Origin of the sequence: Corynebacterium sp. CCUG 70398, from assembly GCF_024454055.1 — a bacterium.
Taxonomy (GTDB): domain Bacteria; phylum Actinomycetota; class Actinomycetes; order Mycobacteriales; family Mycobacteriaceae; genus Corynebacterium; species Corynebacterium genitalium.
On sequence record NZ_JAGPYZ010000003.1, the window covers coordinates 17321 to 38573 of the forward strand.

21 protein-coding genes are annotated in these 21253 nt (G+C 62.5%); 8 read left to right on the plus strand and 13 right to left on the minus strand.

The window, feature by feature from the left end:
- Positions 1-32 precede the first annotated feature (32 nt).
- From thrC to KBX07_RS04700, 3 genes are all read left to right on the plus strand, one after another.
- Positions 33-1499: a threonine synthase gene (gene thrC / locus KBX07_RS04690; RefSeq protein WP_256023234.1), complete on the plus strand. Its 1467-nt coding sequence runs from the start codon at positions 33-35 to the stop codon at positions 1497-1499.
- A 10-nt stretch (positions 1500-1509) separates the two neighbouring features.
- A complete protein-coding gene (locus KBX07_RS04695) occupies positions 1510-1701 on the plus strand; it encodes a hypothetical protein (protein ID WP_256023235.1) in 192 nt (63 codons plus the stop codon).
- Positions 1702-1863: 162 nt separating this feature from the next.
- Positions 1864-2772 (plus strand): trypsin-like serine protease, encoded by a 909-nt coding sequence (locus KBX07_RS04700; RefSeq protein ID WP_256023237.1) that lies wholly within the window; start codon positions 1864-1866, stop codon positions 2770-2772.
- Here KBX07_RS04700 and KBX07_RS04705 read toward each other — a convergent pair.
- Positions 2760-3569 (minus strand): hypothetical protein, encoded by an 810-nt coding sequence (locus tag KBX07_RS04705; protein WP_256023239.1) that lies wholly within the window; start codon positions 3567-3569, stop codon positions 2760-2762. The genes KBX07_RS04700 and KBX07_RS04705 overlap by 13 nt on opposite strands.
- 49 nt (positions 3570-3618) lie before the next feature.
- On the opposite strand from KBX07_RS04705, the gene KBX07_RS04710 reads away from it, so the two are divergent.
- Positions 3619-4143, plus strand: coding sequence for an NUDIX domain-containing protein (locus KBX07_RS04710; protein WP_005289449.1), 525 nt, complete (start codon positions 3619-3621; stop codon positions 4141-4143).
- Positions 4143-4748 carry a glycoside hydrolase family 25 protein gene (locus KBX07_RS04715; RefSeq protein ID WP_256023241.1) on the plus strand — a complete coding sequence of 202 codons (606 nt, stop codon included), beginning with the start codon at positions 4143-4145 and terminating at the stop codon, positions 4746-4748. The genes KBX07_RS04710 and KBX07_RS04715 overlap by 1 nt, the downstream gene beginning before the upstream one ends.
- Here KBX07_RS04715 and KBX07_RS04720 read toward each other — a convergent pair.
- The 5 genes from KBX07_RS04720 to glnA all read right to left on the minus strand — a co-directional run bounded on the left by KBX07_RS04720 (position 4745) and on the right by glnA (position 9599).
- Positions 4745-5983: a hypothetical protein gene (locus KBX07_RS04720; RefSeq protein WP_256023242.1), complete on the minus strand. Its 1239-nt coding sequence runs from the start codon at positions 5981-5983 to the stop codon at positions 4745-4747. The genes KBX07_RS04715 and KBX07_RS04720 overlap by 4 nt on opposite strands.
- Before the next feature lie 97 nt (positions 5984-6080).
- Complete coding sequence (locus KBX07_RS04725) at positions 6081-7016, minus strand: TDT family transporter (RefSeq protein ID WP_256002952.1); 936 nt, start codon at positions 7014-7016, stop codon at positions 6081-6083.
- A 61-nt stretch (positions 7017-7077) separates the two neighbouring features.
- Positions 7078-7869 carry a hypothetical protein gene (locus tag KBX07_RS04730; protein ID WP_256023244.1) on the minus strand — a complete coding sequence of 264 codons (792 nt, stop codon included), beginning with the start codon at positions 7867-7869 and terminating at the stop codon, positions 7078-7080.
- 88 nt (positions 7870-7957) lie between these two features.
- Positions 7958-8122, minus strand: coding sequence for a hypothetical protein (locus KBX07_RS04735; RefSeq protein WP_256023246.1), 165 nt, complete (start codon positions 8120-8122; stop codon positions 7958-7960).
- A 67-nt stretch (positions 8123-8189) separates the two neighbouring features.
- A complete protein-coding gene (gene glnA, locus KBX07_RS04740) occupies positions 8190-9599 on the minus strand; it encodes a type I glutamate--ammonia ligase (RefSeq protein WP_255997951.1) in 1410 nt (469 codons plus the stop codon).
- A gap of 104 nt (positions 9600-9703) precedes the next feature.
- On the opposite strand from glnA, the gene KBX07_RS04745 reads away from it, so the two are divergent.
- Positions 9704-10177, plus strand: coding sequence for an RDD family protein (locus tag KBX07_RS04745; RefSeq protein ID WP_256023248.1), 474 nt, complete (start codon positions 9704-9706; stop codon positions 10175-10177).
- Positions 10178-10291: 114 nt separating this feature from the next.
- Here KBX07_RS04745 and KBX07_RS04750 read toward each other — a convergent pair whose 3' ends face one another.
- From KBX07_RS04750 to KBX07_RS04760, 3 genes are all read right to left on the minus strand, one after another.
- On the minus strand, positions 10292-11077 hold the full coding sequence (locus KBX07_RS04750; protein ID WP_256023249.1) for a DUF4191 domain-containing protein: 786 nt from the start codon (positions 11075-11077) through the stop codon (positions 10292-10294).
- Between the two features lie 144 nt (positions 11078-11221).
- Positions 11222-12526 (minus strand): MaoC/PaaZ C-terminal domain-containing protein, encoded by a 1305-nt coding sequence (locus KBX07_RS04755; RefSeq protein WP_256023251.1) that lies wholly within the window; start codon positions 12524-12526, stop codon positions 11222-11224.
- A 5-nt stretch (positions 12527-12531) separates the two neighbouring features.
- On the minus strand, positions 12532-13866 hold the full coding sequence (locus KBX07_RS04760; protein WP_370687274.1) for a 3-oxoacyl-ACP reductase: 1335 nt from the start codon (positions 13864-13866) through the stop codon (positions 12532-12534).
- A gap of 203 nt (positions 13867-14069) precedes the next feature.
- Here KBX07_RS04760 and KBX07_RS04765 point away from each other — a divergent pair, with 203 nt between their 5' ends.
- Both KBX07_RS04765 and KBX07_RS04770 read left to right on the plus strand, forming a co-directional pair.
- The gene (locus KBX07_RS04765) at positions 14070-15365 is read left to right on the plus strand and encodes an acetyl-CoA C-acetyltransferase (protein ID WP_305083377.1); all 1296 of its coding nucleotides are present in this window, start codon (positions 14070-14072) and stop codon (positions 15363-15365) included.
- Positions 15366-15413: 48 nt separating this feature from the next.
- A complete protein-coding gene (locus KBX07_RS04770) occupies positions 15414-17510 on the plus strand; it encodes an acyl-CoA dehydrogenase family protein (protein WP_005289470.1) in 2097 nt (698 codons plus the stop codon).
- 233 nt (positions 17511-17743) lie between these two features.
- Here KBX07_RS04770 and lipA read toward each other — a convergent pair whose 3' ends face one another.
- From lipA to gcvT, 4 genes are all read right to left on the minus strand, one after another.
- Entirely contained in the window at positions 17744-18838 is a 1095-nt protein-coding gene (gene lipA, locus KBX07_RS04775) for a lipoyl synthase (RefSeq protein ID WP_255994774.1), read from the minus strand.
- 59 nt (positions 18839-18897) lie between these two features.
- Positions 18898-19635, minus strand: a complete 738-nt coding sequence (gene lipB / locus KBX07_RS04780) for a lipoyl(octanoyl) transferase LipB (RefSeq protein ID WP_256023252.1) — start codon at positions 19633-19635, stop codon at positions 18898-18900.
- Positions 19636-19765: 130 nt separating this feature from the next.
- On the minus strand, positions 19766-20161 hold the full coding sequence (gcvH, locus tag KBX07_RS04785) for a glycine cleavage system protein GcvH (RefSeq protein WP_255994775.1): 396 nt from the start codon (positions 20159-20161) through the stop codon (positions 19766-19768).
- A 2-nt stretch (positions 20162-20163) separates the two neighbouring features.
- The gene (gene gcvT, locus KBX07_RS04790) at positions 20164-21252 is read right to left on the minus strand and encodes a glycine cleavage system aminomethyltransferase GcvT (RefSeq protein WP_255994776.1); all 1089 of its coding nucleotides are present in this window, start codon (positions 21250-21252) and stop codon (positions 20164-20166) included.
- Position 21253: the final 1 nt, after the last annotated feature.

A 21253-nucleotide genomic window follows, 5' to 3' on the forward strand; every position in this document is an offset into this window, starting at 1 on the left:
CGTGTCCTGTGTGGCGGGTAAACTTCTTTAGCGTGGATTACATCTCAACGCGCGACACGTCGAAAACCCCGTACAAGTTCACCGACATCCTGCTCGGTGGTCTCGCCCCGGACGGTGGCCTCTACGTGCCCGTCGCGTACCCGCGGATTACGCCCGAGCGTCTTGCGCAGTGGCGGACCCTGTTGGAGGAGAAGGGTTACGCCGCCTTGGCCGCCGAAGTGGTCAAACTGTTCGTCTCCGACATCCCGCCGGTGAAGATCGAGGAGCTGACGGCCAACGCGTACCGCACCCCGGTCTTCGCCGATGAGGAAATCGTGCCGGTCACGTCGTTGGAAGACGGCATCTACCTAGCGCACCTGTCGGAGGGACCCACGGCCGCCTTCAAGGACATGGCGATGCAGCTGCTCGGCGAGTTCTTCGAGTTCGAGCTGGCGCGGCGCGAAGCCACCCTGAACATCCTCGGCGCGACCTCCGGCGACACCGGTTCTTCTGCCGAGTACGCCATGCGCGGCCGCGACAACATTCGCGTATTCATGCTCACCCCAGCAGGCCGCATGACACTATTCCAGCAAGCGCAAATGTTCGGCCTGGATGAGCCCAACATCTTCAACATCGCCCTCGATGGTGTCTTCGACGACTGCCAGGACGTGGTCAAAGAGGTCAACGCTGACGCCGCGTTCAAGGAGAAGTACTACATCGGCGCGGTGAACTCGATTAACTGGGCCCGCCTGCTCGCGCAGACGATCTACTACATCTCCACCTACCTCAAGGTCACGGAGGCTCCCGGGGAGGGCCAGGAGCCGCAGCAGATTTCCTTCTGTGTTCCCACCGGCAACTTCGGTGATATCTGCGCAGGTCACATTACGAAGCAGATGGGTTTGCCCGTCGACAAGCTCATTGTGGCGACGAACGAGAACGATGTGCTCCACGAGTTCTTCACCACGGGCCAGTACCGTCCGCGCTCCGCTGCCGAGACGCAGGCGACCTCCTCGCCGTCGATGGACATCTCCCGCGCGTCCAACTTCGAACGCTTCATCTTCGATGTGCTCGGGCGCGACGCAGATCGCACGAGCGACCTGTTCGCGGTGCAGGCGAAGGCTGACGGCTTCGAGCTCGAGGACTACCTCATGGAGCAGATCCGCGCCGATTACGGGTTCCTGTCCGGCAAGTCCACGCACGCAGATCGCTTATCGACGATTCGTGCCACCCACACCGACCACGATGTCATGATCGATCCGCACACCGCGGACGGTGTCTTTGTCGCGCGCGGTGTGGCGGCCCGAGTGGACACCCCGATTGTCGTGCTGGAGACCGCGCTGCCGGTGAAGTTCTCCGAGACCATCGTGGAAGCGACTGGTGTGGAACCGGACGTGCCGGAGCGCTTCGCGGAAATCATGGATGCGGACCGCCATGTCGTGGACATGCCGAACGACGCTGAGGCCGTGAAGCAGTACATCGCTACAATCGCTGACAGCAACGCAGTCGAAGGCAACGAGTAGAGGAGCACCCATGGCACAGGAACAATTCGCAGGCCCGGACCACTACACCGAGTTCGACCCGGAGAAATTCGTCCGCGATCTGAAGGTCCAGAAGTCAGTGGGTGAGGACGACAAAGGCGGAAAAGCTGCGAGCGAGAAAGATGCCGCTGGCATCGACGACACCGCCACGAACGCCGATTCTGACTTCGCCGATCAGGTTTAACAACCGCGGGTTGACCCACTGGTGACGCAACCATTCATGCATCCGTCTGAGCCCCCGCGGGAGTACCCCGTGCAGGGCGGGGGCGGGCTGCCTGTTTATTATCCGCCGCAGCCGCTGCCTCAGCCACAGCCGCATCCGCAGCGCCGGTCGAGCGACAGTGGTTTGACCCTGTGGTCGGCGCTGATCGTCATCATGACGTTCGTTGTCGCCTCGGTGGTGTGGCTCGGCGTGAGCACCTCGGATTACCCGACCCTTACCGTCGAGGAGCGCCAGGCGCGCGAGGATGTCCGGACCCCCGGGGAGCCGGCGGCTGATGCACCCGTAGAGGAGCTGCCGGGGACCCCAGTCATTCAGCCGGCGTTCGCTCTGTGGGCCCCGGGCACCAAGATCCAGTCCACGCAGCATTACCCCCAACCGGGCGAAGTTTTCACGGCACAGTCCTGCACTGTCGCGTTCAGTTTCAGCGCCGACGACGGCCGCAACTTCGCCGTCACCGCGGGCCACTGCGGGCGTGAAGGCGACCTGGTGTGGCCGACGAACGCGGAGACGGTGCACGACTTTTCTGTTGAAGCGGGCCGTTATATTTACTCGGGGCTGTACAGCGATGAAAACGGTGACATCGATGTGGGGATCATTGAGATCACTGACCCGAACCGCTTCATGGATCTCGTGGGTGACCCGATCGACACCGGCCTGTACAAAGGCAAGATGGAGCCCGGCGAGCGCATCTGCAAAACCGGCGGAACCACTGGGTTAACCTGCGGAGAGTTCAAGGCGACGGAGCGCATCCAGGTAATCCGCACGGAAGCGGATGTGGAGCGTGAAACCCACGGCGACATTGCCAACGTGTGCGCTCTGCCCGGTGATTCCGGCGGCCCGGTGTTCTACATCGTCGGTGACCGCGCCACGATCATCGGCGTGGTCTCGGGTACTGAAGCTGGCCGTGCGCACGAGGAGTGCGACATCCCCGGCGCAGAGACCAAGATGATGAGCTACTCCAACCTCAACCAGGTCATGGAAGTGATTCGTCGCGTTGTCCCCAACGCCACGTTTTCAGATCAGCGCTGGTGAGATTCGCCCGTGAGCGCTTCCGTCGTTGCGTAGTCGGGCTTCCCGCGAGATTTGACCACACGGTGCACTTCGTTGGGGCTGTAGGTGTACAGGTTGATCTTCTCGATCGCGCGCGGCCGGCGCAGCGGGTTCCACGTCTCGTGGATCTTCTCGGCGACGTCATTGGAGTCGACGAACCAGTTCATGGTCACAGCGTTCTTGTGGCCGCGGTTGGGGTGGTTGGCAAAGTCGATTGAGTCCGCTTTGCCGTCGAGAGCAAAGGTGAGCATGCGCTCGATCGTCTCTGGGGGCAGCGAGGTGTAGCAAAAGCCGTTGAAGGTCACGCGGGTGTTATCTGGGGTTTCCAGAGCCATTGCGTCCAGGCAATTCTGCTCGAGCAGCCGGCTGATATGCCCTGTTAGCTCCGGCATCATGCCGAGCGCTTCCTCGGACACAGTGCCGGTGACTGCGACGCCGGTGTAGGTGCGTGCCGTCGCGGCGTCCTGGATGAGGTAGGAGCGTATCGACGATTTCACCTGCTCCTCATCCGTGCCCGGGGGCGCCGGCTTGGGTTCTCGGGTGACAGTGACCTTGTCCTCCTCGCCCGGACCGGTCACCGTGGTCACCGGGGTGGTCGTGGACTCGGTGGTAGTGGTGCTGCTTCCACTCGTCCCCGTCGTCGCTGTGGCGGAAGCCGCACGTTCTTCGGCTCCAGACTCGTAATTGAACAGCCCAATGGTGAGAACCACGCAGATAACGAGCAGGGCACCGAACCCGACGATGAAGGCTGGGGTGGGCAGGCTGCGCAGGTCTCTCATAGTGCTTCTAAACTTTAGCGCCCTTTGCCCGCAACGTAGACTTGGCGGTATGCCCATTCCAGATTTCATTGTGGAGACTCGCAAGAAGATCGGCCATGACCCCATGTGGATCCCCGCTGTGTCGGCGTTGGTCCTGCGGGATTCCACGGACGGTTCCGCATGGGCAGTGCCGGAAATTCTGCTGGTCAAAAGGGCAGACAACGGGAAGTGGACTCCAGTGACGGGGATTTGTGATCCCGGTGAGGAACCGCAGGACGCCGCTGTGCGCGAGGTCATGGAGGAAACCGGTATCGAGGCTGCTCCCGCGGCACTGATCGGTGCTGGCGCCATTGGCCCGATCACCCATGAGAACGGCGACCAGGCGAGCTACATGTCCATCGCGATCCGCCTCGAGCCTGTCGACGCCGCCGCGGCCCCGCACGTCGCCGACGACGAATCGACGGAGGTCGGCTGGTTCTCTGTCGCCCATATGCCGGTCACGGACCCAAAGTGGCGCCTTGTCATTGCCGACGCGATCGCCCAGCGGAAGCACCCGGCTAATTTCTCTCCGCGCATGGGATTCACCAAGCGGTGATGGCTCCAGACTCTCGCGTCCAGTTCGGGGTGGATGTCAGCGAGCACCAGGATGGCATCAGCCTGGTGCGTGCTGCAGCCGAAGGCATCGAGTTCGCAGTGGTGCGCACCACGGACGGCACGTACAAAGACCGCACATACCGCTCGCATATCGACGGTGCCTCCCACGCCGGCATCGCAGCCGAGTCCTACCACTACCTGCGTAACCCCTCGGAGGGCACCACGATCGCTCAGCAGGTCGAGGCATCCCTCGAGGTGATGTCAGACGCGCAGCGCCCGGTGTGGCTGGATTGTGAAACCCCTGCGGGACTCCACCTTGACCACATCCGCGAGGCGCGCGATCTTTTCTTGCAAGCGGGTGTTCCCGTGTGTGGCATCTATACGTACCCGCACTTTTGGCGGTGGCGGATGCTCGGTGCCGACACCCGGGAGTTCGGCCAGGTGTGGTTAGCCCAGTACGGACAAAACCCGGCCGGTCCGCCCGCGGAGATCTACACGGGGGAGTGGCCGGGTGCCGTCGGCAAGCAAGCGCCCGCAATGTGGCAGTTCAGCTCGCGCGGTCACGTTGCTGGCTTCGAGGTCGACGTGAACGCGCGGACGAACTAGCGCGGGTTCTCCTCGGTACCGGTCGAGGAGTCAGTCTCCGGGGAAGGACCTGTCGATGTGCCGGCTGAAGTGCCGCCTGAGGTGTCACCCCACGTGGACTGGCCGCCAGAAGACGGGACGTCAGACGACGCGGTGCCAGAGGACGATACGTCCGTCGTGGACGAGGTGCTCGAAGGCTCGACGCGGTAGCTGGTGCTGCCGGACTGCTGGTTGCTCTGCTGCGGTGGCTGGAACCCCTGCTGGTCCTGCTGGTACGGCTGCTGGAAACCCTGCTGCGGCTGCTGGGCGGGCTGGCCGTATGGCTGCGGCTGCTGGAAGCCCTGGCCTGGCTGGCCTGGCTGCTGGAAACCCTGCTGGCCTTGCTGGCTCTGCTGCTGGAACTGCTGCTGCGCGTTGCGCTGCTGTGCCTGCTGGACGGAATTCTTCGCCTTGGCGAACTGGCCTTCAATGCCAGAACGGCCCTTGACAAGCAGGAAGATGCTCAACGCCAGAGCCAGGATGCCGAAGAGCAACCACATCCACCACCCGGCGCCGAGGGAGGTGTAATCGTCGCCGATCGAGCTAAAGAAGAAGAACAGGATGCCGGAGAGCTGCAGACCAGCAGCGATGATACCGAGAATGGCACCAAGCTTTTCCTTGCCCAGGAAGTAGAGAACCGTCGCCGCGATGTAGCAGCCCAGAGTCAGGACGGTTCCGATGCCGATGAGGAAGGTGCCCGTCACTTCCTCCTTGAGCGCTGCCTCACCGAGACGGCCGAGGCCAGAACTTTCGACGCTGAAGGCACCCCACCAGTTGAGCGTTCCGCCGATGGAGCCCAATCCTTCAAAATCATCAAGGTCGACAATAGTCCTGGACACAGTCATGAAACTGGTCAGGAAGCTCAGCAGGAAGAACCCGAGCATTGCCCAGGTAGGCCATACGGGCATTACCTTCGGCGCCTGCATGGTGCCGCCGGGCTGGCCTGGCTGCGCGCCCCACTGCGGCTGGCCTTGCGGCTGATTCGGCTGTGCGCCCCACTGCGGCTGGCCCTGCGGCTGACCCGGTTGCGCGCCCCACTGTGGCTGGCTCTGCGGCTGATTCGGCTGATTCGGCTGCGCGCCCCACTGCGGCTGGCCCTGCGGCTGATTGGGCTGACTCGGCTGCGCACCCCACTGCGAGGGGTTTGGCTGGTGGCCGGGTTGCGGACTGCCCCACTGACCTGCGGAGTTCGAAGCGGGGTTGTTCGGTGTTGTCATGGTGGCCTTTCCAAAGATGAAGTTTTCGGTCTTTAGACTATCCGAAAAACTTCCAGCGGAAAGGATTAGTCGGGGATTCATCCCCGGCCGCAGTTAATTAGGCTCGGCCTTCCTTCACCCAGCCGATGAACCTGCTCGAACACAGTGACCAGTGAATGATGAGCAGAACGGGAATGCTCAATGCAACAGTGTCGAGCCAGTTAGAGCCGTTGACCAATGCGACCTGGTGTCCGCCCATGCTCACCGTTCCCGGCGGGAACGTGCAGGCCCACCATGCGGGGGAGTAATCCACCCAGCGCACGACGTTCGGGTAGAACTTCACCATCGCGAAGATCGCAAGGGGAATGGCAATCACCAACGCAGTTAGTCCGTAGCCGATGGAGTAGTGGCCGGGGTAGAGGAGCTGAATGGCTGTTGTCGATTGGCCGACAACGCCGAGCGGAACCCATGCTGTTGCCGAGTTGGCACCGCTGAGATCTACGTTTCCGCGCCACATTTGCCAGTAGACGTAAATGAAGATCGGCACGGCGGTGAAGAAGGACATCACGAAGAAAACGGTGCCCATCGTGTGGTAGAGCTGCCCGTAGTCGCGGGCGAGCCACGCGCCCACAGACGACGAAATCATCGGGCCGACGAGGGGGAGACCCCAGGTGAACTTTGGGGGTCCCTCAAAACGCGTGAGCTGAATTCCCCACGTGATCACAGTGGCCGGCGCTCCGATCCAGAACCCGATCAGGCGGAAAACTGTGTGGCCCGTCAGCCCCGACATCGCTGCCCCCAGAGCGAGGATGCCGATGAAGAACATTGACCACGCTGCCATGGACGTGCGGCGGAAACTCGGTTGGCGGTAACGCACGAAACCGACAATGAGAACGGCCAGGATCCCCCACGCGATCGCGGCAAAGATGCCGGAGGCGATCTTCAGGTCGAGTTCGACGAGGAGGCGGGAAACGATTGAGGTTCCCATGAGACTGCCGCCCCATTCAGGTCCAGGGGGCGGCAGTTGGCGGAATTTGGCAGGCACTCTGGGCATCGTAGTCCTCGGCTCGTGGAGTATCTACTCGGTTCGTCTCGTGCCCCCCAAACGGCCGTTATTAGGCAGAAGGATAGGGTGTACCGGCTTGAGGGGGTTGTACTGCGGGGTATTTCTTGCCGCCTGCAACGAGAACAACGATGTAGAAAATGAAGCCACCAACCGAGGCTGCGAGGAAGAGCCACAAACCAGTGCCCGGGGTGACCGTGAGGTTCTCTTCCATTTCGGGGGCAACGGATATGAAGAAGAAAATCAAGCCTGTGCCCGCCATCTGAGCAAGAGCGGCGAGGATGCCGGGTAAGGCAGATAGCCGGTTGTTGAACAACACGCATATCACGGCAAGTCCTGCCAACACGAGAACCACGATGACGCCGCCGCTGATCACACTGATCAACGTCTGGAAGTCCTCGTCTTCAACGAGTTCCTGCCTTTGTTCCTCTTCGGCTGCCTCGATGTCGTAACCCAGCGCGTCTTCGTCAAAGCCGACGGCATCGAATTCCACGTGCCCCCACCAGTTCAGGGTCAACCCAACATAGCCATCGGCATCCACTCCTTCTGGCAGCATCAGGGAGCTCACCCCGTATTCGTTCGCAAGATCCTCCGTCGTCATTTTGGCGATCATCATCGGAAGGAACGTACTGCCAAGGATCAACAAGAAAAGGGCGATCACGCCGAGCTTTGGCCAAACGGGGGAACGACCCTCCAGCCCGGCGTTGGGATTATATGGCGCATAGGCAGCGCTTGGCTGGGCGGCAGGGGTGCACTGTGGCTGGGGTTGCGGGGTGTATTGCGGGTAACCGCCTTGGGACGCATTCGGGGGCTGAGCTGAAAACGGGTTGTAGGGGGTACTCATAGTGCGGGCCCTTTCGGACAGGTCAGGCAAGTTCGACAACGAAGCCTAACCCACAGACCGGGATCGTGAGGAGTGAGCTAGTCGCGGTCTACGAGGTCAATGCGAACGTGTTTCGCGCGACCAGCGCATACGCGACTGCTGTCGCTGCCACGGTTGCCAGGAGAGAAATCGCGAGATCGCTTGTCGACGCTTCCGCGAGATCCACCCCGTTCACCCCGAAAGCCTCCGGCGCGTAGACGAACGTGTTGCCCACCGCGTGAACCGCTGTGGCTGCCTCAATTCCGCGGGTGGTGTAGGTGAGGAATGCCGTGCACAGTGTTCTAGACGTCGAAGTACAGCTCGTACTCCAGCGGCGTCGGGCGCAGGCGGTTCGGCTCGATCTCGAGGTCGTATTTGAGCTTGATGTAGGTCTCGATGAGGTCCTCGGTGAACACGTCGCCCTCGGTGAGGAATTCGTGGTCCTCTTCCAGCGCGGCCAGGGAGGCCTCGAGGGATGTCGGGGCCTGCGGGATGGACTTGGCCTCTTCCGGCGGCAGCTCGTAGAGGTCCTTGTCCACCGGCTCGTGCGGCTCGATGCGGTTCTTCACACCGTCCAGACCGGCGAGCATCATCGCCGCGAAACCGAGGTACGGGTTGCCCGACGGGTCCGGAGCGCGGAACTCGATGCGCTTAGCCTTCGGGTTGGAGCCGGTGATCGGGATACGGATCGCGGCGGAGCGGTTGCGCTGGGAGTACACAAGGTTGATCGGCGCTTCAAAGCCCGGAACCAGGCGGTGGTAGGAGTTCAGCGTCGGGTTGGTGAACGCCAGGACAGCACCAGCGTGGTGGAGGATGCCGCCGATGTAGAAGCGGGCGATGTCGGACAGACCGCCGTAACCGGACTCGTCGTAAAACAGCGGCTCCCCGTCCTTCCACAGGGACTGGTGGGCATGCATGCCGGAGCCGTTGTCGCCGGCGATCGGCTTGGGCATGAACGTCGCGGTCTTGCCCCACTGGTGCGCTGTGTTCTTAATGATGTACTTGAAGGTCTGCAGGTCATCTGCAGCGTGCAGCATCGTGTTGAACTTGTAATTGATCTCTTGCTGGCCGCCGGTGCCCACCTCGTGGTGGAAACGTTCGATCTCAAACCCGGCGTTGGCCAGGTTGAGGGTCATGGCGTCGCGAATATCCATGGTCTGGTCGACCGGAGGGACCGGGAAGTAGCCGCCCTTCATCGGGGTCTTGTGGCCCAGGTTCTGCGAACCGTCGTGCTCGGATTCACGGGAGCGGTTCCACCAGCCCTCGATCGAGTCGACCTCGTAGAAGCTCTTGTTCGCTGCGGTGGAGTAACGGACCTTGTCAAAGAGGTAGAACTCCGCCTCCGCGCCGAAGAAGCAGGTATCGGCGATGCCGGTGGATTCCAGGTACTCCTCGGCCTTGCGCGCGACGTTGCGCGGGTCGCGGGAGAATGCCTCGTGGGTGAACGGGTCGTTCACGAAGAACTTCACGTTCAGGGTCTTCGCCTTGCGGAAGGGGTCGATCTGCGCGGTTGCCAGGTCCGGCATGAGGATCATGTCGGACTCATCAATCGTCGTAAAGCCCTTGATGCTCGAACCGTCGAATGCGAGACCTTCTTCTACTGCATCCTCGTCAAACATGGATGCGGGGATGGAGAAGTGGTGCTCGATGCCCGGAACATCCGTGAAGCGGACATCAACGAATTCCACCTCTTCGTCTTTGATGAACTTCATTGTGTCCTGGATGTTGTCGAAGGCCACGGGGAAAACTCCTTGATTGCGGATCAGTTACCCCATCGATCGTACCGAAAAATCGATGTCCTCTATCCTTGACATCTATGGCGAACCCCAAGAAAAACTGGCGCGACGGGTCCGAGCTCAACACCGGTGATGCCTGGGCCGAGCCTGGCGAATGGCCGGGGCAAAACCTTGGCCTGCCGCAAGAGGGATCTGGGGCGCAAGCGTCAGTCTTGCGGCGCTCTGGCGCGGTACTCATTGACTGGGTGATCTGCTGGATCATCGCCGCGTTCATCAACATGTACACGTCCGGGCTCGGCGACGTGCCCACGCTGAGGTATCTGCTGTGGATCGTTCTGGGCATTGTCACCGGATGGCTGTTCGCGCGGACACCGGGCATGGCTGTGCTGGGCATGGGCGTTGCGCGTATCGACGACCCCGGTAACCCCGTCGGTCTGTGGCGCGCTGCTGTGCGCACGCTGCTCACCGCGTTCATCTTGCCGGCAGCGATGGTTGACGCTAACGGCCGCGGCCTGCACGACCGCGCAACTGGCACGACAGTCATCCTGAGCTAGAAAGCTAAGCGTTGATCTGGCGGGGAGTGCCGTCGAGCTTCCTGTTGAAATCGATGTAGCGGGAGGGATCTTATGGCGAACTAGGAGCGCCCGCAGTGCGAGCGCACAGGGTGCTTACTTGCCTTGACGCTGCTGCATACGGCGCATTTTGCGGTTCATGCCCGACATGTTCTGCGCCTGGTGCGGCATTGGACCCTTCGGCAGGCCCTGCTGCTGCCCGCCACGGACGTTATCCATCGCCTCCAGCTTGGTGTTCATAGAGTAGACCTCGTCCTTTTGGTAGTTCTTCGGCAGCTTCAACAGGTGGCGCTGCAGCTTCTTCGGTTCAACCTGGCCCTCGCCGCTGCCGACGAATACTTCGTGGATGGGCACGCCGCCGATGAGACGGTCCACGCGCTTGCGTTCTTTGTCCATGAGGGGCTTCAGCCGCTTCTCGTCGCCTTCACCAACCAAGACCACGCCGGGGTTGCCCACCACGCGGTGCACGGCATCCATCTGCGGCGTCGCGGCGACAGCCTTCTTGGTCAGCCACACGATGCCCATCGTGTTCTTCATGTTGTCCAGCGTCCAACCGGCAGCGCCCGGCGTATCGCCGATCTCCTCGTACATGGAGCCTTCAAGACGCCGGGTGAAGATGAACATGGCCAGCACGAAACCGAACAAGAGGCCGAGCACCAGCAGGAACCACTTTCCGCCGGTCAGCATGCCCAGCAGGAAGAACGCCAGCCCGACACCGAGGATCGCCAGCAGCATGTACGGGATGAGCTTCTTATCCCGCTTGCGCTGCATGTTGAACGCCTGCCACACCTGCGAACGCGTCTGCTTGCGCTGGGAGCGCTTCGCGGTGCGTTGCTCTTTCTTCGCGGTCTTCGCTGCGGCTGCTTGCTTGTCTTTGGCCATGGGGACAAGCCTATCAATCCGCATGCTTATCGACGTCCCCCACCCGCCACGTTCCTACCCAGCCCCATCCGGGACAACGACAAACCCGCGGCCGCCACAAAAGGGGAGTGGGGCCGCGGGTTGTCGTCGATAAGCAGGCTTGGGCTAGAGCGCCTTGATCTCTGCGTTCAGGTGCAGCTTCTCCGGCTTGGAGGAGCCACGCAGCTGCAGCTCGTAAGAGCCGTCACCCTGCTCGATGGTCCACAGCGCCACCGACGCCGGGATGACAACAGGCTTGACGAACTCGACGGAGTAACGCAGCGCGCCCGGCAGCTTGCCCTCGAGCGGAGCAAGGACCGCGGCAGCAGAGTACATGCCGTGCGCGATGACCGCCGGGAAGCCGAACAGCTTCGCACCCACGTTGGACGTGTGGATCGGGTTGTGGTCGTTGGAAGCATCCACGTACGCGTTGACGTTGTCGCGGTTCCAGCGCCAGCGAGCATTCGGCTTGAACTCCGGCAGCTCCGGCTTCGGCAGAACCTTGCCGGTGTCCTCACCGCGGGTGGTCACAGCTAGCTCCGCGTCCTTGGCGAACTTGGCGCCCATTGCCAGGAAGCTCGAGGTCTGACGCCATACGACATCGTTCTCACCCTCGGGGGTGACCTCGGTGATCATGTCCACAATCAGGCCGCGGCGGTGCGGGCGCAGGTTCTGGCCGTAGCAGCGGATGTTGTAGGTCTCATCGACCGTGAGGGTGCGGGACTGCTCAATCACATTGGACACGTGCACCGCACCGATTGCCGGAACCGGGAAGTCCGGGCGGGACATCAGGTCCATGATCATCGGGAACGCCAGCACGAAGAAGTACGTCGGCGGGATCTCATTGCCCAAGCGCAGCCCAGTCGCGGAGGTGTACGCGGCGAGGTTGTTCTTGTCGATCTTCACTCCGTCGACCTGGATCGCCGATGTCGGATCACCCTTCGCGGAGCGGGTCTCGCCCACGACGGGCAGAGCGCCCATGAAGATCTTGCGGTTAATGGCCTTGAGATCCGGCACGGCCTTGAGCGTTTGGAAGTCGCGGGTCTTGCCGGACGCAATGCGCTCGTTGCGGGTCTCAGCGCCAGCGTTAGCGTCCGCCTCTGGCTTGACCTCCTCCGCCTTGGCCTCTGCGTCAGCCTTGACTTCTTCTGCCTTGGCGGAGACCTTTTCCTGGACATCTTCGACTTTGTCGGCCACGGTGTTCTTGACCTCTTCGGCCTTCGCGGCAGCCTTGTCGGCGAGGTTTTCAGCGCGATCCTGAGCTTCGGCGGCAGTTGCCTTCGCCTTATCCGCGACGTCCTCGGCCTTGTCTTCTGCCTTGGCGGCGGCCTGCTTTGCCTCCGCCTTGACCTCGGCAGCCTTTGCCTCAGCCTGCTGCTGTGCGTCGTCCTTGGGGTCCTTCTCCGGACCCTTACCTACTGCAGTGGTCATGTTTTTTAAGCTCCAACCAGGTTCTGGCCGCAGACGCGGACGGTGTTGCCGTTGACGGAGGTCGACGACGGAGCGGAGAAGTACGCAACAGTCTCAGCAACGTCGAGTGGCTTACCGCCCTGGCTCAGGGTGTTCAGTCGGCGAGCCACCTCACGAGTCGTGAACGGGATCGCGTCGGTCATCTCAGTCTCGATGAAGCCCGGAGCCACAGCGTTGATGGAGCCGCCCTTCTCAGCGATCTTGTCGGCAAGCGCATCGACGAAGCCGACCACGCCAGCCTTGGTGGTGCCGTAGTTAGTCTGGCCGCGGTTACCGGCGATACCAGAGGTGGAGGAGACACCGACGATGGCCGGCTTGTCAGCGAATGCATCAGCCTCGAGCAGAGCTTCGGTGATGCGCACCGGTGCGACCAGGTTGATGTTCTGGACCATGTTCCAGCGGCTGTCATCCATGTTGACCAGCAGCTTGTCGCGGGTAACGCCAGCGTTGTGAACGATGGTGTCGATCTTGCGGCCGTAACGCTCCTGAGCGTGCTTAGCAATCTCTTCCGCAGCCTTCGGGTCTGTCACGTCGAGCGGCAAAGCGGTGCCCTTGACCTTGTTGGCGGTCTTGGCCAGGCCTTCACCAGCCTGCGGAATGTCCACGCAGATCACCTTGGCGCCGTCACGGGCCAGGGTCTCGGCGATCACGGCACCGATGCCGCGGGCGGCTCCGGTGACCACGGCGAGGCGGCCAGCCAGCGGCTTCTCCCAGTCTTCCGGCTGATCAACATCGGCCGGGGTGACGCGGATGACCTGGCCGTCGACAAACGCGGACTTGCCGGACAGCAGGAAGCGGAGGGTGGACTCCACCTTGGAGATCTGGCCGCCGTCGATGGAGGGGTCCACGTACACCAGCTGGACGGTGCCGCCCTTGCGCATCTCCTTTGCCAGGGAGCGGGTGAAACCTTCCAGCGAGCGCTGTGCAATGCGCTCATCTGTGCCGTCGACCAGCTCCGGGGTGGTGCCGATGACGATGATGCGGGCGTTGTCCAGCACCTTCTTCAGCTGCGGGTGGAAGAACTTGTGCAGGGCCTCGAGCTCCTCCGGCTTGGTCAGGCCGGTGGCATCGAACACGATGCCAGCACGCTTGGTGTCTGCTTCGGCCTTCAACAGCTTGTAAGGGCCATCGAGAAGCTCGGCCAGAGCCGGAGTCAGACGGCCCTCACCGCCAACGACGACCGGACCGTGGAGCAGGGGCTCACCCTGCTTGTAACGACGCAGCGGGTAACCCTGGGGGACACCAGCCTTGGCAGCGAGAGGGGAGTTGATGAACTGTTCGAGGAGGCCTTGGGATGCCACTATTTTCTCCTTCATATAGGCACGTACTGAGGCAAGGGCAACCGTGCGAAATCGGTGGCTCTGTGTCGGATACTATTATAAGATCACTATGGTGACGAACCTTACAAAGGAATGACTTTGTAAAGTGCCAAACAAAAGTCCGGAGAAAATCGCAGGAAGATCCTGGGTTTCTCAACGCTTTTCACGGAAGTGCAGGAATAAGCATGAATGAACCTCGCAAGGTAGCCATCCTCGGCGGTAACCGCATCCCGTTCGCTCGGTCCAACAAGGAATACGCCAACGCATCCAATCAGGACATGCTCACCTCGGCCCTCAACGGCCTAGTGGCGCGTTACGGTCTGCAGGACCAGGAGATGGGTCTCGTCGTCGGTGGTGCTGTGCTCAAGCACGCACGCGACTTCAACCTCGTGCGCGAATCGGTGATCGGATCTGAGCTGGCATCCACCACTCCGGCCTTCGACCTGCAGCACGCCTGCGGCACCTCGCTGACCTCCGCGATCCAGGTCGCTGACGCAATTGCTCTGGGCCGCATCGAGAACGGTATCGCCTGCGGCGCCGACACCACGTCGGACGCCCCGCTGGCTGTGAACGACACGCTGCGTAAGACGCTGATCCGTCTGTCCAACGCCAAGTCCACCGCTGATCAGCTCAAGCTCGTCGGTTCCATCCGCCCGAGCCAGCTGGCTCCGGAGCAGCCGCAGAACGGCGAGCCGCGCACCGGCCTGTCCATGGGTGAGCACGCCGCCATCACCGCCCGCGAGATGGAAATCTCCCGCGAGGCCCAGGATGAGCTGGCAGCCACCTCCCACCAGAACCTGGCCAAGGCTTACGACGAGGGCTTCTTCAACGACCTGATGACCCCGTTCCTCGGCGTGCAGCGCGACACCAACCTGCGCCCGGACTCTTCCGTCGAAAAGCTTTCGAAGCTCAAGCCGGTCTTCGGCAAGAAGGACGCGGAGCAGCACGGCGGCACCGCAACGATGACCGCGGGCAACTCCACCCCGCTGACAGACGGTGCAGCGGCAGTCCTCCTCTCCTCCGAGGAATGGGCAAAGGAGAACAACCTGCCGGTCCAGGCGTACATCGTCGACTCCGAGCTGGCAGCCGTTGACTTCGTCTCCGGCAAGGACGGCCTGCTCATGGCTCCGACCTACGCTGTCCCGCGCATGCTCGAGCGCAACGGCCTGACCCTGCAGGACTTCGACTACTACGAGATCCACGAGGCTTTCGCATCCCAGGTGCTGGCCACCCTCAAGGCATGGGAAGACGAGACCTACTGTCGCGAGCGCCTCGGCCTGGACGCTCCGCTGGGCTCCATCGACCGTTCCAAGCTCAACGTCAAGGGCTCCTCTCTGGCAGCCGGCCACCCGTTCGCCGCGACCGGCGCACGCATCCTCGCTGCGGCTGCCAAGGTGCTGGAGCAAAACGGTGGCGGCCGCACCCTGGTTTCCGTCTGTGCAGCAGGCGGCCAGGGCGTCGTCGCGATCATTGAGCGCTAAAGCGCCAAAGCTTCACCTATTCACCACTCTCCGTAAAGGAACACAACCATGACCTCTGTTGAGGAAAAGGAAGGCCGCAAGGCCAAGCCGGAATCCCGCCAACCGCAGACGCTGCCAGAGACCCCCGATGCAGCTGTCGCGGGGAAGCTGAAGGATCTGCTTGACGGCGCATGGGGCGAGCGCAAGGACGACATCCGCGAGCAGCTCAACCGGGAAGAAGCCCTCCCGATGATCGAAGGCTCGGTTGAGGACATCCGCGCAGCCCTGCTGGAAAAGGTCAAGATGGTGGCTGGCTCCGGCATGATGCAGACCGCTTTCTCCGAAGCTAACGGCGGCTCCGGCGAGGCCCACGTGGGCATCCTGGGCCTGGACCTGTTGGGTCAGTTCAACGGCTCCCTGGCGATTAAGTCCGGTGTGCAGTTCGGCCTGTGGGGCGGCGCAGTCGACGTCCTGGGCACCGAGCGTCACCGCGAGTACGCGCAAGGTGCTATGGACCTGTCCATGCTCGGCTCCTACGGCATGACCGAGCGTGGCCACGGCTCCAACGTCCAGGACCTGGAGACCACCGCGACCTATGACCCGGAGACCCAGGAATTCATCATCCACTCTCCGTCCCCGTCGGCGACCAAGGTTTACATCGGCAACACCGCCCGCGACGGCCGCTGGTCCGCAGTCTTCGCCCAGCTCTACACCCCGGGCGAGGAAGAGTCCCACGGTGTGCACTGCTTCGTTGTGCGCATTCGCGAGGATGACGGCTCCCCGGTCGAGGGCGTCAAGATCGGCGACCACGGCCACAAGGGCGGCCTGCTCGGTGTTGACAACGGCACCCTGACCTTCGACAACGTCCGCATCCCGCGCGAAGCGCTGCTGAACCAGTTCGGCGATGTCGACGAGGCCGGTAACTACACCTCCCCGATCGAGTCGAAGAACCGCCGCTTTTTCACCATGCTGGGCACCCTAATCCGCGGCCGTATTGCCGTCGGTGCTGCCGGCGCAGGCGCGACCAAGTCCGCACTGGCCATAGCCACGAAGTACGCGCACCAGCGCCGCCAGTTCGACTACGGTGACGCCGGCCGTGAAGACAAGCTGATCGACTACCGTGCGCACCGCCGCCGTCTGATCATCCCGCTGGCCCGCACCTACGCTATCCAGCTGCTGCAGAATCAGCTGACCCAGCGTTACGCGGATCAGACCGCACGTCAGGCATCCGGCGAGTGGTCCGTGACCGACCCGACCAAGGCGCAGGCCCTGGCATCCCGCGAGATGGAGACCCTGGCTGCAGCGTTCAAGGCCGTCGCGACCGAGCACGCCACCGACACCATCCAGGAGTGCCGCGAGGCGTGCGGTGGTGCCGGCTTCATGTCCGAGAACCTGCTGACCACCTTCCGCGCAGACACCGATGTGTACAACACGTTCGAGGGCGACAACACCGTTCTGCTGCAGCTGGCCGGCAAGAACCTGCTCACCGCGTACACCAGCGAGATGGCTAACCCGTCTGCGATGGACATTGTGAAGTACGCCGCCACCAACGTGACGGACATCTTCCGCTCCCGCGCTGGCCTGGGTGCCACCGTCCAGTCCGTGGTGGACACGTTCGCGAGCGAAGAAGCGTCGCTTTTCGACGCTGACTACCAGCTCAAGGTGATCCAGCTGCGCGAGCAGCTGGTGATGCGTTCCCTGATCCGCCGCATCCAGGGCGCACGCAAGCTGTCGCGTGCCGAGGGCGCAAAGGTCATCGACAAGGCCCAGGACCACATGCTCAACGCCGCATGGGCGTACATCGAGAACCTGATGGTCCAGGCCATGATCGAAGCAGAGCGTTCCCTGCCGGTCGGCTCCACCGAGCGCGCCGTATTCGAGCAGGTCCGCCACCTGTTCGTCTTCGACACCATCATCCGCAACGCTGGCTGGTACCAGGAGCAAAACGTCATCTCCTCCGGCCGCGTCAAGGCAGCCCGCGCCGCCATCAACGACCTGGTCGACTCGCTTGGCCCCTGGTCTGAGGTTCTCGTGGACGCTTTCGCAGTCCCGTCCGTCGTGCTCGACCGTCCGATCTTCAAGGACGGCGGCACCGACGCCTCCCGCGACAACCCGGAGGCGTGGACGGTTGGGTCCAACATCCCGACCACGGCGAAAGAGAACTAACTCTACGTAGCTAGTCGCTTAGACGAGCAAGGCCTCCCGGATCACATCCGGGAGGCCTTAGCTTTTCGAGTGCTTCTCAGCTCTAGAATACTACTCGCTGTTTTCTGGAATACTGCTCATCTATAAACCCAGGTCAAAAGCATGCAGTTCCGCCTATGTGTCCGAGCAGTATTCCATCCGGCAGGGAAGGGGGCGGGACGACCTGAATGAGATCCCGGCCCCTGCTGTAGCCGCTAAGCCGACGGCATAGACAGGCCTGGCAAGCCCAGCGAGACAGACGGGCGGCCAGCAGAGACCACCGGCGTCTCCTGGGACGGGCCGTACTTGTTCAGCAGGGTAGAAGCTTCCTGGTCGGTCGCACCCTGAGAGGTCTGTGCGAGGTGCTTGAGGTTCTCCGGCAGTTCACGGCCGTGGAACTTCATCGCCTCGACGTAGAGCTTGCCAGCACGGTAGGAGGAGCGAACCAGCGGGCCAGACATGACCGCAGCGAAGCCCATCTCGTATGCGGCGTCGCGGTACTCAATGAACTCCTCCGGCTTCACCCACCGCTCAATCGGGTGGAACTGCGGGCCGGGGCGGAGGTATTGGGTAATCGTGATGATGTCGGTGCCGGCTTCCTGCATGTCCTGCAGCGCCTCGAGCACCTCTTCGCGGGTCTCGCCCATGCCCAGGATGAGGTTCGACTTGGTGATCAGCCCGTAGTCGCGTGCCGCCTGGATGACCTCCAAGGACCGGTCGTAGCGGAACGCCGGGCGGATGCGCTTGAAGATGCGCGGCACCGTCTCCAGGTTGTGCGCGAAGACCTCCGGTTCAGCCTCGAACACCTGCTGCAGCAGGTCGGGCTTACCAGAGAAGTCAGGGGTAAGGTTCTCCACGCCGGTGTGCGGGTTGAGCTCGTGAATCTTGCGCACGACCTCGGCGTAGAGCCAAGCACCCTCGTCATCCAAGTCATCACGGGTCACGCCGGTGATGGTGGAGTAGTTCAGCTCCATCTCGCGCACAGACTCGGCGACGCGCAGGGGTTCTTCAGGGTCAAGCGGTTCCGGTTTCGCGGAGTTGATCATGCAGAAATCGCAACGGCGGGAACAGTTCGCACCGCCGATGAGGAAGGTGGCCTCGCGCGATTCCCAGCACTCGTGAATGTTGGGGCAACCGGCCTCCTGGCACACGGTGTGCAGCGACGCACCGGACACCTTGCGGCGCATGTCCTCGTACTCCGGACCCGTCTTCACCGCATTGCGGATCCACCGCGGCTTCGACTCGATGGGGGTTTGAGCGTTTCGCTTTTCGACGCGCCTTAGCTTGCGTCCTTCTTCTGCCACAGTCACACCATCCAGGTTAGTGCTGCCTTACTAGCGTGTCGAATATCTACGATGCGATTGCCCTACTACGGGGTCGGTGCCGCACCAATCGTGCGGTCGGAGACGTGGAGTTCGCCGGAAAGGGCGCGGGAGAGAGCGTCGACAAGCGTGGGCGTGATGGCATCGGGGGTGATGTCGCGGCCGGTCTCGAGCGACAAGGTGGTCACATCCGCGTCGTTGATGCCGCAGGCGATGATGTGTCCGAAGTACTCGAGTGTGTTGTTGCAGTTCACTGCCAAGCCGTGCATAGTCACACCGCGCGTGACGCGGATGCCCAGCTGAGCGACTTTGCGGTCGCGGCGGAACGTGGCCGGGTCGGCCGGGACCCAGACACCGGAGCGGCCCTCGATCCGACCAGCATCGGCAACGCCGAACTCGCGCACAGCGAAGATCATCGCTTCTTCGATGCGGCGCACGAAGTCGACCACGTCCACAGGATCGGCGAGCTTGATGATGGGATAGATCACCAGCTGGCCCTCACCGTGCCAGGTGATGCGCCCGCCACGGTCGACCTTCACCACGGGCAGGCCGTTGTCGGGGAGGTCTTCCGGCTGGGTGCGCTTGCCGGCGGTATAGGTATTGGGGTGCTGCAGAACCAGCAGGGTATCGCCGATCTCGTCGTTCGCGCGCTGGGTAGCGAGGTCCGCCTGCATGTGCCAGGTTTCTTCATAGTCCACAAGGCCGAGATTTCGCACGTCAAGAGGAGAATTATCAGCGCGGATCGATTTGTCGGCGGGGAAGAACGGATCGCGGGGAGCAGTCATGGGTTCATGGTAGCGCTACCTTTTTAGTATGGCCTTTTAGCCTTTCCGGCGTGATCTCACCTGGGGAAACGCCGCAGCGATCGGTTGAAAGGCGATACTAAAAATGTATGAAGCTCCCGCCACCGTGGAACTAAACGCCGTTGGCGGAAGCGTACTCGTCGGCGGTCATGAGCGGGCCGACCGCGGAAACCTCGACCTCGAAGAGCCACCCCTCGCCGAACGGGTCGTTGTTGATGGCCTCGTAATTGTCCTCGATGGACTCGTTCACGGCCGTGACGGTGCCGGTGACGGGGGAGTACAGATCCGAGACCGACTTGGTGGACTCAACCTCACCGCAGGTCTCACCGGCGGTGACGGTGTCGCCGACAGCAGGCAGCTCTGCGAAAACGATCTCCCCGAGGCGCTCGGTAGCCACGGAGGTGATGCCGATGCGCACAGTCTGGCCCTGAATGGCGTCAGCGGCAGCGTTGACCCACTCGTGGTCCTCGGAGTAAGAGAATTCCTGGGGCAGCGTGATGTCGGCCATGGTTACTTGTCCTTTCGGGAGTAGAAGGGGGTTTCGCTGACCGTGTAGGCGTAGCGCTTACCCCGGATGTCCACCTCAACCTTAGTGCCTGGCTCGGCGTGATTTGGGTCAATGTGCGCCAAAGCAACGGGGTGACCCAGCGTGGGGGAGGGCTGGCCCGAAGTAACGGTGCCAATCTGGGTGTCCGAGCCGTCCGCGAGGAAAACAGTAGCGCCTTCGCGGGCTGCGCGTCGTTCCTCCGAGGTCAACCCCGCGATGACGACGGTCGGCTCGCGGCCGGTCAGCGCCTGCTTGCCCACGAAGTCCGCCTCTTTCTTCGCAAACGCCCGTCCCATCCCAGCTTCCACCGGGGTGATGTCTGCGGTCAGTTCGTGGCCGTAGAGGGGCATGGAGGCCTCGAGGCGCAGGGAGTCGCGGGCGGCGAGGCCGCACGGGGTGCCTTTGTCGACGACCGCGTCCCACACCTTTTGTGCGTCCTCGCGCATGCAGAACAGCTCAAAGCCGTCTTCGCCTGTGTAGCCGGTGCGGGCGACGAAGACCTCAACAGGCGAGTCCTCGGACTTCAGGCGCATCCACTCGCCCGAGTAGTAGGCGAGGTCGCCGGGGGTGCCGTCGATAAGCGGCTCGAGCACCTCGAGCGCACGCGGACCCTGGACTGCGACCAGGGCGACCGCTTCGGAATCGTTGCGGATCTCCACGTCGAAGTCGCCGACGCGGGCCTCGAACGCCGCCCAGACTGCGCCGGTGTTGCCGGCGTTGGGCACGACCATGAAGTGATCGTCGGCAAATTTGTACGTGATCAGATCGTCGATGATGCCGCCATCGTCATTCACGATCATCGAGTACTTCGCCTTGCCCACCTTGAGGGCGGAAAGCGAGCTGATGAGAACGTAGTCGAGGTACGCACCGGCGTCGGGGCCTTTCACGTCGATCTCACCCATGTGCGACAGGTCGAAGATGCCCACGTCGTTGCGCACGGCGCGGTGTTCCTCGAGCTCGCTGCCATATTTCAGAGGCATGGTCCAGCCACCGAAGTCGGTGAAGGTGGCGTTCAACGCCTCGTGGGCAGAGTGCAGTGGTGTTTGGGGCATG

Coding starts and splice junctions, on each gene's coding strand:
- KBX07_RS04730 (WP_256023244.1), bottom strand. CDS start 7,869: ATGAGTACCCCCTACAACCCGTTTTCAGCTCAGCCCCCGAATGCGTCC.
- KBX07_RS04745 (WP_256023248.1), top strand. CDS start 9,704: ATGGCGAACCCCAAGAAAAACTGGCGCGACGGGTCCGAGCTCAACACC.
- KBX07_RS04705 (WP_256023239.1), bottom strand. CDS start 3,569: ATGAGAGACCTGCGCAGCCTGCCCACCCCAGCCTTCATCGTCGGGTTC.
- lipB (WP_256023252.1), bottom strand. CDS start 19,635: ATGACTGCTCCCCGCGATCCGTTCTTCCCCGCCGACAAATCGATCCGC.
- KBX07_RS04765 (WP_305083377.1), top strand. CDS start 14,070: ATGAATGAACCTCGCAAGGTAGCCATCCTCGGCGGTAACCGCATCCCG.
- gcvH (WP_255994775.1), bottom strand. CDS start 20,161: ATGGCCGACATCACGCTGCCCCAGGAATTCTCTTACTCCGAGGACCAC.
- KBX07_RS04725 (WP_256002952.1), bottom strand. CDS start 7,016: ATGCCCAGAGTGCCTGCCAAATTCCGCCAACTGCCGCCCCCTGGACCT.
- glnA (WP_255997951.1), bottom strand. CDS start 9,599: ATGAAGTTCATCAAAGACGAAGAGGTGGAATTCGTTGATGTCCGCTTC.
- KBX07_RS04695 (WP_256023235.1), top strand. CDS start 1,510: ATGGCACAGGAACAATTCGCAGGCCCGGACCACTACACCGAGTTCGAC.
- KBX07_RS04770 (WP_005289470.1), top strand. CDS start 15,414: ATGACCTCTGTTGAGGAAAAGGAAGGCCGCAAGGCCAAGCCGGAATCC.
- KBX07_RS04710 (WP_005289449.1), top strand. CDS start 3,619: ATGCCCATTCCAGATTTCATTGTGGAGACTCGCAAGAAGATCGGCCAT.
- KBX07_RS04750 (WP_256023249.1), bottom strand. CDS start 11,077: ATGGCCAAAGACAAGCAAGCAGCCGCAGCGAAGACCGCGAAGAAAGAG.
- KBX07_RS04720 (WP_256023242.1), bottom strand. CDS start 5,983: ATGACAACACCGAACAACCCCGCTTCGAACTCCGCAGGTCAGTGGGGC.
- KBX07_RS04715 (WP_256023241.1), top strand. CDS start 4,143: ATGGCTCCAGACTCTCGCGTCCAGTTCGGGGTGGATGTCAGCGAGCAC.
- gcvT (WP_255994776.1), bottom strand. CDS start 21,252: ATGCCCCAAACACCACTGCACTCTGCCCACGAGGCGTTGAACGCCACC.
- KBX07_RS04755 (WP_256023251.1), bottom strand. CDS start 12,526: ATGACCACTGCAGTAGGTAAGGGTCCGGAGAAGGACCCCAAGGACGAC.